At 71.7% G+C, this 13,624-nt stretch carries 11 protein-coding genes; 9 read left to right on the top strand and 2 right to left on the bottom strand.

Annotated features, from left to right (window positions below):
* Nucleotides 1-55 precede the first annotated feature (55 nt).
* The 3 genes from BM342_RS01320 to BM342_RS01310 all read left to right on the top strand — a co-directional run bounded on the left by BM342_RS01320 (nucleotide 56) and on the right by BM342_RS01310 (nucleotide 2,148).
* The gene (locus BM342_RS01320) at nucleotides 56-949 is read left to right on the top strand and encodes a formylglycine-generating enzyme family protein (protein ID WP_092966355.1); all 894 of its coding nucleotides are present in this window, start codon (nucleotides 56-58) and stop codon (nucleotides 947-949) included.
* Nucleotides 950-1,040: 91 nt separating this feature from the next.
* Nucleotides 1,041-1,481 (top strand): hypothetical protein, encoded by a 441-nt coding sequence (locus BM342_RS01315; protein WP_143109721.1) that lies wholly within the window; start codon nucleotides 1,041-1,043, stop codon nucleotides 1,479-1,481.
* 55 nt (nucleotides 1,482-1,536) lie between these two features.
* Entirely contained in the window at nucleotides 1,537-2,148 is a 612-nt protein-coding gene (locus BM342_RS01310) for a DUF305 domain-containing protein (protein ID WP_092963735.1), read from the top strand.
* Between the two features lie 71 nt (nucleotides 2,149-2,219).
* Here the strand turns inward: BM342_RS01310 and BM342_RS01305 are convergent, their stop codons facing one another.
* Nucleotides 2,220-2,723 (bottom strand): DUF805 domain-containing protein, encoded by a 504-nt coding sequence (locus BM342_RS01305; RefSeq protein WP_092963734.1) that lies wholly within the window; start codon nucleotides 2,721-2,723, stop codon nucleotides 2,220-2,222.
* 35 nt (nucleotides 2,724-2,758) lie between these two features.
* Nucleotides 2,759-3,895, bottom strand: coding sequence for an LLM class flavin-dependent oxidoreductase (locus BM342_RS01300; RefSeq protein WP_255368446.1), 1,137 nt, complete (start codon nucleotides 3,893-3,895; stop codon nucleotides 2,759-2,761).
* 326 nt (nucleotides 3,896-4,221) lie between these two features.
* Between BM342_RS01300 and BM342_RS01295 the strand changes: the two genes are divergently transcribed.
* From BM342_RS01295 to BM342_RS01270, 6 genes are all read left to right on the top strand, one after another.
* The gene (locus BM342_RS01295; RefSeq protein WP_369823085.1) at nucleotides 4,222-5,643 is read left to right on the top strand and encodes a pyridoxal phosphate-dependent decarboxylase family protein; all 1,422 of its coding nucleotides are present in this window, start codon (nucleotides 4,222-4,224) and stop codon (nucleotides 5,641-5,643) included.
* Nucleotides 5,640-7,055 carry a lysine N(6)-hydroxylase/L-ornithine N(5)-oxygenase family protein gene (locus BM342_RS01290; RefSeq protein WP_092963732.1) on the top strand — a complete coding sequence of 472 codons (1,416 nt, stop codon included), beginning with the start codon at nucleotides 5,640-5,642 and terminating at the stop codon, nucleotides 7,053-7,055. Before BM342_RS01295 ends, BM342_RS01290 begins: the two co-directional genes overlap by 4 nt.
* The gene (locus BM342_RS01285) at nucleotides 7,052-7,636 is read left to right on the top strand and encodes a GNAT family N-acetyltransferase (RefSeq protein ID WP_092963731.1); all 585 of its coding nucleotides are present in this window, start codon (nucleotides 7,052-7,054) and stop codon (nucleotides 7,634-7,636) included. The genes BM342_RS01290 and BM342_RS01285 overlap by 4 nt, the downstream gene beginning before the upstream one ends.
* 5 nt (nucleotides 7,637-7,641) lie before the next feature.
* On the top strand, nucleotides 7,642-9,546 hold the full coding sequence (locus BM342_RS01280; protein WP_143109720.1) for an IucA/IucC family protein: 1,905 nt from the start codon (nucleotides 7,642-7,644) through the stop codon (nucleotides 9,544-9,546).
* A 10-nt stretch (nucleotides 9,547-9,556) separates the two neighbouring features.
* Nucleotides 9,557-12,346, top strand: coding sequence for a GNAT family N-acetyltransferase (locus BM342_RS01275; protein ID WP_177232007.1), 2,790 nt, complete (start codon nucleotides 9,557-9,559; stop codon nucleotides 12,344-12,346).
* Nucleotides 12,347-12,509: 163 nt separating this feature from the next.
* Nucleotides 12,510-13,556 carry an NAD(P)-dependent alcohol dehydrogenase gene (locus BM342_RS01270; protein WP_092963728.1) on the top strand — a complete coding sequence of 349 codons (1,047 nt, stop codon included), beginning with the start codon at nucleotides 12,510-12,512 and terminating at the stop codon, nucleotides 13,554-13,556.
* Nucleotides 13,557-13,624 lie beyond the last annotated feature (68 nt).

Below are 13,624 nucleotides of genomic sequence, written 5' to 3'. Positions count from 1 at the left end.
GCCAGTCAAGCACCGGCACCCCCGCCGCGGCTACGGTGGAAACGTGGCCGACGACATGGTGCTGATCACCGGGGGAACCTTCCGCATGGGCAGCGACGAGTTCTACCCCGACGAGCGACCCGTGCACGAACGGGTGGTCGAGGACTTCCGCATCGACCGGTATGCGGTCACGAACGAGGAGTACGCCCGGTTCGTCGACGAGACGGGCTACGTCACGGTCGCCGAACGCCCCATGGATCCGCGCGACTTCCCCGGTGCCGACCCCGCCGACCTCGTGCCCGGCGCCATGGTGTTCACGCCCACCGCCGGCCCGGTGGACCTCCGCAACTGGCGCAACTGGTGGCGCTGGCAGCCGGCGGCCTACTGGCGCGCCCCGTTCGGACCCGGGTCGGGCATCGACGACCGGCTGCGGCATCCGGTCGTGCACATCGCGTTCGAGGATGCCACGGCCTACGCGACCTGGGCGGGCAAGCGACTGCCCACCGAGGCCGAGCACGAGTACGCCGCCCGAGGCGGCGTCGACGGTGCGCGCTTCGCGTGGGGCGACGAGCCGTATCCCGATGGCGTACCGCAGGCGAACTCGTGGCTCGGGCGGTTTCCGTACGACAACCAGGGCGTCGGCGGCACGGCCCCGGTCGGCTCGTACCCGGCCAACGGCTACGGGCTCTTCGACATGATCGGCAACACCTGGGAGTGGACGAGCGACTACTACACGCCCCGGCACCTGCGCCTCTCGGACTCCCCCGTCGATGCGGGCAGGCGCGAGAACCTGCTCGCTGCGGCGAGCGCCCAGGAGGGCTTCGCCGGCACTCCGCGGCGCGTGCTCAAGGGCGGGTCGCACCTCTGCTCGCCCGACTACTGCCTGCGGTTCCGGCCTGCCGCGCGTTCGCCGCAGACCGAGGACACGGGCATGTCGCACATCGGGTTCCGCTGCGCGCGCGACGCGTGAGGCGGCCTTCCTCCAACGCACGGTGATACCCTCTCGGGGTATCGATCGAGCGGATGCCGCGGCATCCGTCATGCGAACGGAGGGGCCGAGCATGCCGCACGCGTTCGCCTCCCGCCTGCTCGGCGTCGTGGCGATCATCATCGGACTGCTCGGCATGCACGCGCTCGGCGCGGCGCCCGCCGATGCGGCACCGCACCATACGGCGTCATCCGCGATGCCCGCGCCCGCCGCATCCGGCCACCACCTCGCGTTGCCCGCCGACTTGGGCGCGCTCGGTGGGGGTGGAACGATCGCCGACCCGACCTGCGATGCCGACTGCATGAGCGGCATGGCCGGCATGCTCGGTTGCGCCGTGCTCGCGATCGGATGCGTCGCGCTGGTCGCGCTCTCGGTGCTCGCACTGCTCGGCCGCCGACGCGTCGCTCCCCTCACCGCACGCACCGCCTTGCGCACCGTGCACGAGTTCGTCGGCGGTCCGCCGCCGGCCCACCTGCGCCCCGACCTGGTCGCCCTCTCGATCAGTCGCACCTGAATCGAACGTGTCGCACCGTTCGATCCAGCTGTAACCAGATGAGAAGGAATCACCCATGAACACCACACGTACGCTCGTCGTGCTCGCGGCCGCCGCAGCGACGACCCTGGCCCTCGCCGGCTGCACCGCCGGCGACTCCGGCACCTCCATGGAGGGCATGGACCACGGGAACGACTCGACCGAGTCGTTCGATGCGGCCGCCGCCTTCGACGACGCCGACGTCATGTTCGCGCAGATGATGATCCCCCACCACGAGCAGGCCGTCGAGATGAGCGACACCGTGCTCGCCATCGACGGGGTCGGCGACCGGGTCATCGCGCTCGCGGAGCAGATCAAGGACGCCCAGCAGCCCGAGATCGATCAGCTCGAGGCCTGGCTCGACGAATGGGGCGCAGGCGCCGGCGACTCCGACGGCATGGCCGATATGGGCCACGGCGACGGCATGATGACCGCCGACGACCTCGCGTCGCTCGAAGCCGCGACCGGCGACGACGCGTCACGCCTGTTCCTCGAGCAGATGATCGTGCACCACGAGGGCGCGATCGACATGGCCGAAGCCGAGGTCGCCGACGGCGAGCACGCGGGCGCCGTCGAGATGGCCCGATCCATCGTCGAGACCCAGGCCGCCGAGATCGACGAGATGCGCGACATCCTCGCGACGCTCTGACGCTGCGCCTCACGGGGGCGTGAACGACGGATGCCGCGGGCCGAGGGTTCGGCCCGCGGCATCCGGTGGGGTCACAAGTCGAAACGAGCACCCTCAGGTCGTGAACTCCTGGCAGCGAGGAGCAGGAGCACGAACCCTCCGGGCGGGATGAGGGCGAGCAGCGCCCACCAGCCGGAGAGGTTCGAATCGTGCAGGCGCCGGACCGCGATCGTGAATCCGGGGATCACGGTGACGATGAGCCAGAGCAGCGCGAAGAGCAGGAAGACCGTCACCGCCGGTGAGCTGGGAGCCACTCCCTGCGACACGCTGAACAGGTGGACGTTCGCGAACAGCCAGGAGCCGAACGGCCCGACCACCAGGTTCGTCTCCGGCATCCGACCCGTGATCAACGTCGGGATGAGCAGCTGTGTCGTGCCGAGGAAGACGACGTTCACCAGCATCCACCACCAGTACTCGCTCCGGCTCGCGCGACCTCTGAGCCGAAACGTCCCGGCCATGAAGCGCCCCATGGCCTGCGGGAGCGACGCACCCGGCCACGGGGCGGTGTCGGATGCTTCGGCGATGGCGTTGTTCACGAGCCGACGCTAGCGAACGTCGAGAGACGTAGCCGTCAGGCGCGACGCGGCGCGAGGTCGAGCAGCGGGGCGACGCCCTCGGCGAACCAGTACGCCTCCTCGAGGTGCGGGTAGCCCGAGAGCACGAACTCCGTGAAGCCGACGGCGCGGTACTCGCGGATGAGCGCGGCGACCTCGTCGAAGCTGCCGACGAGCGCCGTGCCCGCACCGCCGCGCACGAGGCCGATGCCGGCCCAGAGCCCGGGGTGCACCTCGAGGTCCTCGCGACGCAGGCCGCCTCCGACGAGCTCGGCCTGTCGGCGCTGGCCGACCGAGGCGGAGGAGAGGAACGACTCGCGGGCCTTCGCGACGACCTCGGGATCGAGCCCGGCGACGAGTTCGTCGGCGAGACGCCAGGCCTCCTCGCTCGTGGGGCGCGCGATGACGTGCAGGCGGATGCCGTAGCGGAGCGTCCGTCCGCGGGCCGCGGCGGCCTCGCGTACGCGGGCGATCTTCTCGCCGGCCTGCGCCGGGGGCTCGCCCCAGGTCAGGTAGACGTCGCAGTGCTCGGCCGCGACGTCGATCGCGGCATCCGATGAACCGCCCAGGTAGATCTCGGGCTGCACGTCGAGCTTCGGGATCTGCGCGCCCTCGATGGTGTGGAACTCGCCGTCGAGGTCGACGCGTTCGCCGTTCCAGAGCTGCCGGATGATGCCGAGGTACTCGGCGGCGCGCGCGTAACGGGCGTCCTTGTCGATGCGGTCGCCGTATTTGCGCTGCTCGGCGTCGTCGCCGCCGACCACGACGTTCACGCGCAGGCGGTCGCCGCTGTAGCGCTGGAAGGTGGCCGCGACCTGCGCCTGGAGCGTCGGCGACATGAGTCCGGGACGGAACGCGACGAGGTAGTCGAGGTCGCGCGTGTGCTGCGCGAGCGAGCTCGCCGCGACCCAGCTCTCCTCGCTGCGTCCGCCGGTCGGAATGAGCACCGCGTGGTAGCCGAGCTGCTCGACCGAGCGGGCGATCTGCGACAGGTACGCGATGTCGGGCTCGCGCCTCGCGGGCGCCGCCGACTGGCCCGCGTAGGTCATCGCCGAGCCCTGGCTGAGGTCGGTTCGCGAGTCGCCCGTGAGCGGGATGAACCAGTCGAGGATGATGCCGCCGTCGGCTGGTTCTGCGATGGGGGTCTCGGTCACGTCGGGAGCCTAGTCAACGCCCGTGAGCAGCCCTTCGGATGTTGCCGCGCATGACGCGCCGCCCGCCGTCCGCGACCGGTCACGATCTGCCGCTTCACGGGTTCGGAAGGCGGCAGATCGTGACCGCTCGATTCCCGGGCGTGGCGCGCCGCGGCATCCGTCTGATCAGGGATTTCGCACCCAGATACCCCGCAACCGGGGGACGGAACACTTCGTCATGTTGCGCCGTCGATATTAGGTAAGGCTATGCTAACCCCGGCCATCCGGCCGACCGTGACCGACAGGGGGAGCCGACGCACATGCGTGATCTGCTGATGAGTTCGACCGTGACCGAGTACACCGATCTGCTGGGCCGTGCGACGGGCCTCGTGGCCGACCGCGTGGCCTCCGTCACCCAACCGTTCTCGGGCGCGAGCCGGGCCGAACTGCAGCACCTCGTCGACGCGGTCGACCTCGAATCGGCGGGCGTCGGCACGGCCGAGGCACTGCGCGAGGTCGACGAGCTGTTCCTCGAGCACGCGATCTGGTTCCACGACCCGGCGTACACCGCGCACCTGAACTGCCCGGTCGCCCTGCCGGCGGTCGCCGCCGAGGCGATCCTCGCCGCAGTCAACCCCTCGGTCGACACCTACGACCAGTCCGCAGTCGGCACGCTCATGGAGCGGCGCCTGGTCACCTGGACAGCGCAGCGCATCGGCTTCGAGCACGGCGACGGCGTCTTCACCTCGGGCGGCACGCAGTCGAACCTGCACGCGCTGCTACTCGCCCGCGAGTGGACGCTCGGCCGCCACGAGCGCTCGCGCGCCGAGCTGCTGCCGCGCCTGAACATCCTCGCGACCGCGTCGAGCCACTTCAGCGTCGAGAAGTCTGCGCTCCTGCTCGGCCTCGGCGACGACGCCGTGGTGAGCGTTCCCGACGACGGCGAGGGGCGGATGGATGCCGCGGCGCTGGCCGCGTCCCTCGCGGCGATCCGGGCGGCCGGCCGCATCCCGATGGCCGTCGTCGCGACCGCAGGCACGACCGACCGCGGCGTCATCGACCCGGTCGCGGCGATCGCCGAGCACTGCGACGCGCACGAGGTCTGGCTGCACGTCGACGCGGCGTACGGCTGCGGACTGCTCGTCTCGAAGCAGCACCGCGGGCTCATCTCGGGTATCGAGCGCGCCCGCTCGGTCACCGTCGACTTCCACAAGAGCTTCTTCCAGCCGGTCTCGTCGAGCACGATCGTCGTGCGCGAGCCCGGCGACCTCGCCGCCGCAGCGTGGCACGCCGACTACCTGAACCCCCTCGAGAACGACGAGCCCAACCAGGTCGACAAGTCGCTGCAGACGACCCGGCGCTTCGACGCGCTGAAGCTCTGGATGACGCTGCGCGCGCTCGGCGCCGACCGCATCGGCGAGATGTTCGACGAGGTGATCGAGCTGGCGCGCGTCGTCGGCGACGGGATCGCTGCCGACCCCGAACTCGAGCTCGTCGGCCGCTCGCAGCTCAGCACCGTGCTGTTCCGCGTTCGCCCCGAGGGCGCCGACGAGGCCACGCAGGACGCCCTCGTCGCCCAGGTGCGCCGCGTGCTCTTCGAGTCGGGCCGAGCACTCGTCGCGAAGACCGTCATCGACGGGCGGCCGTGCCTGAAGCTCACGCTGCTGAACCCCGAGGCATCCGTCGCCGACATCCGTCACGTGCTCGACCTGGTGAAGGATGCCGCGGCGACCCTCGTCGACCTGCGCGACGTGGAGGTCGTGGCATGAGCGCGGACGAGACCCCGCGCGTGCACGACCTCGTCGGCATCGGCATCGGCCCGTTCAACCTCGGCCTCGCGTGCCTCGTCGAGCCGCTCGCGCTCGACGCCGTGTTCCTCGACCGGGCCGACGGGTTCGCGTGGCACCACGGCATGATGCTCGACGGCGCGACGATCCAGGTGCCGTTCATGGCCGACCTCGTGACCATGGCCGACCCGACCTCGCCGTTCTCGTTCGTGAACTGGCTCAAGCAGAGCGGGCGGCTCTATCCCTTCTACATCCGCGAGAGCTTCTACCCGTTGCGCGCCGAGTACGACGCGTACTGCCGGTGGGCGAGCGAGCAGCTGCCGTCGCTGCGGTGGCGTCGCGACGTCGTGTCGGTCGAGCACGACGAGGCGACCGAGGTCTACACGGTGCGCGCGCTCGACCTCGAGACGCGCGAGGTCGAGACGTACGCCGCACGGCACGTGGTGCTCGGCGTCGGCACTGCGCCGAGCGTTCCGGCCGCACTCCGCGACCTGCCCGGCCTGGTCGTGCACAGCTCCGAGTACCTGCCGAACCGCGAACGCCTGCAGGCGGGCGGCTCGATCACGGTCGTCGGCAGCGGGCAGTCCGCGGCCGAGATCTACCGCGACCTGCTCGGCGAGGCGCGCGGCACGGGCGCAGCCCCGGCTGCCGGTCGCACCGGCGACCCCGACGGGTTCGGTGCGCCCGCGGCATCCGGCTATCACCTCGACTGGATCACCCGATCGCCGCGCTTCTTCCCGATGGAGTACACGAAGCTCACGCTCGAGATGACGAGCCCCGAGTACACCGACCACTTCCACGGCCTGCCGCTCGCCATGCGCCAGCAGCTCGGGCGCGAGCAGCGCTCGCTGTACAAGGGCATCTCGGGCGACCTCATCGACGAGATCTACGACACGCTCTACGAGCTCAGCGCCTCGGGCCCCGTGCCCACGACGCTGCTCACCGACACCGAGCTGGTCGAGGCCGCGTGGGACGGCACCCGGTTCCGCCTGCGCCTGCGGCATGCCCAGCTCGGGGTCGAGCACGAGCGCGAGACCGACGCCCTGGTGCTCGCGACCGGCTACTCGGCACGGGTTCCGGCGTTCCTCGACCCCGTGCGCGACCGACTCGACTGGGACGCGCTCGGCCGGCTCGACGTCGCGCGCGACTACAGCATCGACGGCGGCCGCGGCCGCGTGTTCGTGCAGAACGGCGAGGAGCACACGCACGGCCTCACGGCCCCAGACCTCGGCTTCGGGGCCTGGCGCAACGCGCAGATCATCGCGAACATCTGCGGCCACGAGATCTACCCGCTCGAGCGCAGCATCGCGTTCCAGCAGTTCGGGGTGCCGACGGATGCCGCGTCAGGGGTGGGCGCCGGTGCGCCTGCTCGACCGGCGGAGGTCGTGCGATGACCGTCGTCACCGAGTTCGAGATCACGATCAGGCCGACGGATGCGTCCGGCGACGCCGCGACCGTGCAGCGCTGGCTCGCGCATCCGAAGTCCGCGTTCTGGGGCATGCAGGAGCTCGGCGTCGACGAGGTGGCCGACTACCTCGGCGAGGTCGCGACGCACCCGCACCAGGACTCGTGGGTCGGGTCCGTCGACGGCAGCCAGGCGTTCCTCGCCGAGACATACGATCCGGCGAGCGTGCTGCTCGTCGGCATCCACGACGCGCTTCCGGGCGACCTCGGCATGCACGTGCTCATCGCGCCCGCCGAGGGCCACGCCCGCCACGGACTGACGGATGCCGTGTTCGCGGCCGTCATGCGCTGGTGCTTCGACGAGCTCGGCGCCGAGCGCGTGGTCGTCGAGCCCGACGTGCGCAATGCGGCCATCGCCGTGAAGAACGCCAGGGCCGGATTCCGCGTGCTCGGCGAGGTCGACGTGCCCGAGGGCGCGCACGTGAAGCGCGCGAACCTCTCGGTGTGCATGCGCGCCGACTTCGCGGCATCCGCCCTCGGCTCCCTTCCCGACCACGACCGACTCGGATGACGCGCATGACCCACCAGAACGACACCACCCGCCCGGCGAATCCCGCCGCGCACCTCACCCCGGCCGCGATGGCGACCGCGCAGCGCCACCTCGTGGCCAAGGCGATCGCCGAGTTCACGCACGAGCGCCTGCTCGCGCCCGAGCCGGCCGAGTCGGCCGGCCCCGCGGACGACGTCGGCCCCGCGACATCCGCCCGCTCCTACCGACTCGCCCTCGACGGCGGCCGCGTGGAGTACCGCTTCGACGCCGACCGGTTCGAGCTCGAGCACTGGGTGCTCGACGAGCCGACCCTCGAGCGCCGCGTCGACGGCACGCCGACCCCGCTCGACGCGCAGGCGTTCGTGATCGAGCTGCAGCCGCTGCTCGGCATCCCCGACGCGCTGCTCGCGACCTATCTCGAGGAGATCGCGTCGACGCTCGCCAGCTCGGCGTTCAAGCTGACGCAGGGCGGGCCGACCGCGGCCGAGCTCGCGCGCGCCGACTTCCAGACGATCGAGTCGGCGATGACCGAGGGCCACCCCGGCTTCGTCGCGAACAACGGCCGCATCGGCTTCGGCGTCACAGAGTACTCGGCCTTCGCGCCCGAGGCCGGCGAGCCGTTCAAGCTCGTCTGGCTCGCCGCCCGTCGCGAGTTCACGCATTTCGCCCTCGGCGAGGGCCTCGAGGCGCAGTCGTTCCTGCGCGAGCAGCTCGGCCGCCCGCAGCTCGACGTCTTCGAGGCGCGCCTCGTCGACGCCGGACTCGACCCGGCCGACTACCTGCTGCTGCCCGTGCACCCGTGGCAGTGGGAGCACCGCGTCTCGATCACCTTCGCGCCCGACCTCGCGAAGCAGAACCTCGTGTTCCTCGGCGAGGGGTTCGACCGCTACCTCGCCCAGCAGTCGCTGCGCACGATGTTCAACGCCGACGACTGGAGCCGCGACTACGTCAAGACGGCCCTGTCGATCCAGAACATGGGGTTCCTGCGCGGCCTCTCCCCCGCGTACATGCGGGTCACGCCCGCGATCAACGACTGGGTGGCCGAGCTCGTGGGCGCCGATGAGACGCTCGGCGAGGCCGGGTTCCGCGTGCTGCGCGAGCACGCGTCGATCGGCTACACGGGCGACGCCTACCACCGCACCCGCACGGTCTCGCCGCACCGCAAGATGCTCGCCGCGCTCTGGCGCGAGTCGCCCGTGCCGCTGCTCGCGCCGAACCAGCGGCTCAGCACCATGGCGGCGCTGCTGCATCGGGATGCCTCGGGGGCCTCGGTCGCGAGCGCGCTCGTCGCGGCATCCGCCCTGCCCGCCGTCGAGTGGGTGCGGGCGTACCTGCGCGCCTACCTGCGGCCGCTCGTGCACTGCCTGCGCGCGTACGACCTCGCGTTCATGCCGCACGGCGAGAACCTGATCCTCATCCTCGAGGACGCGGTGCCCGTCGGCGTCTTCATGAAGGACATCGGCGAGGAGGTCGCGCTGCTGTCGGCTCCGCGGGCCGACGCCGCGGGCCGCACGCCCGCCATGCCGCCCGTGCCCGAAGACGTGCAGCGCATCATCGCCGAGGTCGACGACACCGAGAAGGCGCTGGCGATCTTCACCGACGTGTTCGACGGCGTGCTGCGGCACCTCGCCGGCATCCTGCACCGCGACGGCACGCTCGACGAGCAGACGTTCTGGGCGCTCGTGGCCGAGTGCGTCGACGAGCACGAGGTCTCGCACCCGCACCTCGAGTCGGGCATCGACCTGCGCGCCGAGACCTTCGCGCACTCGTGCCTGAACCGCCTCCAGCTGCGCAACACCCTGCAGATGGTCGACATCGCGAACCAGTCGGAGTCGCTCATCTACGCTGGTCGGATGGTGAATCCGATCGCGAGGTCGCGTCGGTTCGGGGCGGATGCCGCGGCATCCGTCACCTCCGACGCCGCAGTGTGAGCCGGCGGCCGTGATCAGCCGCGACGCCCTCGGCATCCCGTTCGTGCGCGGCGACGACGTGTTCGAACTCGCCGCCGCGCAGGGCGAGGCGACGGCGCACGACCGTGGATGGCAGATCGAGGTCGACCGGCGCCGCGCCGAGGGCACCCTCGCGGCGCTCATCGGCCCAGCCGGGCTCGACTGGGACGTCTTCGCGCGCCGCGCCCGGCTCGACGACACGGCCCGTCGGGCGTTCGCCGCGCTCGGCGACGAGGACCGGGCGTTCGTTCGGGCGTACGTCGACGGGGTGCGGCGGGGCATGCGCGAGGGCGCCGCGGGCACCGGCGCGCGTGCCGTCGAGTTCGCCGCACTCGACACGCACTTCGGTGACCGCGCCCCGCTCGACGACTGGCCCGAGCACGCACCGCTCGGGGTGCTGCACGTCGCGCACGCGCTGTTCTCGTCGTTCCCGAGCGTGCTCTGGGCCGAGCACGTCGCGCGCACGGTCGGCGACGATTGGGTCGACGTGTTGACGAGCGGCGACGACGCCGAGCCGGCGTCGGGGAGCAACGCGTGGGCGGTGCACGGGTCGCTGACCTCGTCGGGGTCGCCCGTGCTCGCCGGCGACCCGCATCGGCTGTTCGAGCTGCCGGGCGTCTACCAGCAGGTCGGCCTGGCGTGCGACGAGTTCGACGTCATCGGGCTCGCGTTCCCCGGCGTTCCGGGCATCGCCCACTTCGGACACACGGGCCACGCCGCGTGGGGCATCACGAACGCGATGGCGCACAGCGTCGACGTCTTCCGCGAGCGGCTGCGACGGGTCAGCGGCGGGCACGGCGAGCTCCCACGCGTCGAGGCCCTCGGCCCCGACGGCTGGCGCGCGACCTCCGTCGAGCACTCGCGCATCGAGGTGCGCGGCGGTAACCCGGTCGGGGTCGAGGCCATCGAGACCGAGCGCGGCACGGTCGTCACCGACCTCTCACCGTTGCCGAGCGGCGCATTCGGGGAGTCCGCCGACTTCGAGGCCTGGAGCGTTCGGATGCCCGCGCGCACCGGCCGCGACCTCGGGTTCGCCGCACTGCTGCCGCTGCTGCGCGCCCGCTCGGCGGCCGACGTCGTCGCGGCGTTCGGCCGATGGGTCGACCCGGTCAATCGCCTACTCACCGCGGATCGCCACGGCACGGTGCTCTCGGCGACCGTGGGCCGCGCGCCCGATCGCACGCACGCCGAGCGACGCCTGCCCCTCGACGGTCGGTCCACGCGCCCGGTCGAGGATCGTCGGATGCCGCGAGCGGTCGCCGTCGAGACCGTCGCCGTGAACGCGAACGAGCGCCCGACGCGCGCCGACGTGGATCTCGGCCACGCCTACGCCCCGCCGCATCGCGCACGCCGCATCCGCCACCTGCTCGAGACGCGGCGCCCTGCGAGCGTCGACGAGTTCATGCCGATCTGGGGCGACGCCCGGCTCGGCGGGCTCGACGAGTGGCTCGCGCTGCTGCCGGCCGACGCAGAGCTCGACGGGCTCGAGCTCGAGCCGCGGCGAGCGCGCGACGAACTCCTCGCCTGGGACGGCGTGATGGCCGCCGACTCCCCCGCTGCCGCGCGCTTGGCGGCCTTCCGCGAGGCGCTGGTCGAGCGCGTCGCAGCACTGCCCGAGTTCGAGCGCCTGCACGACCCGCATCCGTTCGGCGCGATCTTCGACCCGTGGATGGGCGCGCGCGGCCGCATCGCCACCGCACTTCCGGGGCTCCTGCACGCACCGGCGCTGGCCGACCGCCGCGACGCGCTCGTGCGCGACGCCCTGGCCGCTGCCGCCGCCCGCGAACCCGAGTCGTGGGGCGACGAGCACCGGCTGCTGCCCCTCCACGTCTTCCTCGACGTGCCCGGGGTCGCCGATCCCGGCCGCGACCTCGACGTCCCGCTGAGCGGCGACGGCGAGTCCGTGCGCTGCACGGGATCCACGCCGGGCGTCACCCGTCGCAGCTGGCGCGGATCCGTCGCCCGCTGGGCGTGGGACCTCGCCGATCGCGACAACAGCCGCTGGAGCGTGCCGTTCGGCGCCTCCGGCGACCCGGCCTCCGCCCACTTCGCCGACCAGCTCGCCGGCTGGGTCGCCGCCGACCCGCCACGAGTCGGCGGCCCGACACCTCCGCCCGCCCGTGACATCCGCCTGCCCGTGACATCCGCTCTCCGAAGAATCGAGCCACGCATGACCGAAAGCGCCACAGCCCTCAGCACTGACCGCCTCACGACCGGCCCCGCCGGCCGGCTCGTGCACACCGCGCACGACCCCGCGCTCGGCACGATCGAGGTCTTCGTGCTCGATCCCGATGCGCACCTCGACGTGATCCACACGTGGGTGACGCAGCCGCGCGCGAGGTTCTGGGGGCTCGGCGAGCTCTCGCGGCAGGAGCTGCGCGACCTCTACGCGTACGTCGACGAGCTCGACACGCACCACGCATTCCTCGTCTTCCGCGACGGAACCCCCGTCGTGCTGCTGCAGACCTACGAGCCCGAGCACGACCCCGTCGGCGAGTGCTACGCGGTCGAGCCGGGCGACGTGGGCCTGCACTTCTTCATCGGCGACCGCGGCGCGCCCGTCGACGCCTTTACGACCCGCATCGCCCGCGTGATCGGCGACTTCCTCTTCCTCTCCCCCGGAGCCGCGCGCCTCATCGTCGAACCCGACGTGCACAACGACGGCGCCGTGAACCGCATGACGCTCATGGGCTTCGTCGCCGGCCCGGTCATCGACCTGCCGAACAAGCAGGGGCAGCTCGCGTTCATGCCCCGCGAGCGCTGGGAGCGGATGCCGCGCTGACACGAACCCGGTCGCGCCTACCGCCGTCTGACCGCCGGCCCATCCAGACGAGCGCGCCCCGACTTCACTCGAATCGTTTCGATCACCCGTGCTGCCGTCATAGGCTGGACACCCGCGCCCATCCCGCGCCCGACCCCACCGCTCGACCCCGAAGGAGTCCGCCGTGCGCACCGTCCACGCCTACGCCGCCCCGTCCGCCACCGAGCCGCTCGTGCCCACGACGATCGAACGTCGCGACGTCGGCCCGAGCGACGTGCTCATCGCCATCCGCTACGCCGGCGTCTGCCACTCCGACATCCACACCGTTCGCGGCGACTGGGGTCGGATCGCGTACCCGCAGGTCGTCGGACACGAGATCGTCGGCGAGGTCGTCGAGGTCGGGGCGGATGTCACGAAGCACGCCGTCGGCGACCGCGTGGGTGTCGGCTGCATGGTCAACTCGTGCCGCGAGTGCGAGAACTGCAAGGCCGGCATGGAGAACTACTGCCTGAAGGGCAACACCCAGACCTACGCCGCGCGCGACCGTGACGGCTCGATCACGCAGGGCGGCTACTCGACCCACATCGTCGTCGACGAGGACTTCGTGCTGCGCGTGCCCGAGGCGATCCCCTACGACGCGGCGGCCCCGCTGCTCTGCGCGGGCATCACGACGTACTCGCCCCTCGCGCACTGGAACGCGGGCCCCGGAAAGCGCGTCGCCGTCGTCGGCCTCGGCGGGCTCGGCCACATGGCCGTCAAGATCGCCGCGGCCATGGGCGCCGAGGTGACCGTGCTCTCGCAGACGCTGTCCAAGCGCGAAGACGGCCTGCGCTTCGGGGCATCCGACTACTACGCGACCAGCGACGACGCGACCTGGGGCGAGCTCGCCAACCGCTTCGACCTCATCATCAACACGGTCAGCGCCCCCATCGACATGCGCAAGTACCTCTCGCTGCTCGCGCTCGACGGCACCTTCGTGAGCGTCGGCGCTCCGCCCGAGCCGCTGCCCGTGCACGTGTTCACGCTGTTCGGCAATCGCCGCTCGTTCGCCGGATCGAGCATCGGCAGCATCGGCGAGACCCAGGAGATGCTCGACTTCTGCGCCGAGCACGGCATCGCCCCCGAGATCGAGCTCATCTCGGCCGACCAGATCAACGACGCCTATGAGCGCGTGCTCTCGAGCGACGTGCGCTACCGCTTCGTGATCGACGCGGAGTCGCTCGCGGGGTAGTCCTCAGGCTTGCGGATGCCGCGGGCGGCCGTCTGCCCCGCGCGGCCTGCGGCATCCGAAACCGAACC

Source organism: Agromyces sp. CF514 (genome assembly GCF_900113185.1).
Lineage (GTDB): Bacteria > Actinomycetota > Actinomycetes > Actinomycetales > Microbacteriaceae > Agromyces.
Note: the sequence above shows the minus strand (reverse complement) of the source record. Positions and strands in the feature narration are given on the sequence as shown.

Coding starts and splice junctions, on each gene's coding strand:
- BM342_RS01320 (WP_092966355.1), top strand. CDS start 56: ATGGTGCTGATCACCGGGGGAACCTTCCGCATGGGCAGCGACGAGTTC.
- BM342_RS01315 (WP_143109721.1), top strand. CDS start 1,041: ATGCCGCACGCGTTCGCCTCCCGCCTGCTCGGCGTCGTGGCGATCATC.
- BM342_RS01310 (WP_092963735.1), top strand. CDS start 1,537: ATGAACACCACACGTACGCTCGTCGTGCTCGCGGCCGCCGCAGCGACG.
- BM342_RS01290 (WP_092963732.1), top strand. CDS start 5,640: ATGAGCGCGGACGAGACCCCGCGCGTGCACGACCTCGTCGGCATCGGC.
- BM342_RS01285 (WP_092963731.1), top strand. CDS start 7,052: ATGACCGTCGTCACCGAGTTCGAGATCACGATCAGGCCGACGGATGCG.
- BM342_RS01280 (WP_143109720.1), top strand. CDS start 7,642: ATGACCCACCAGAACGACACCACCCGCCCGGCGAATCCCGCCGCGCAC.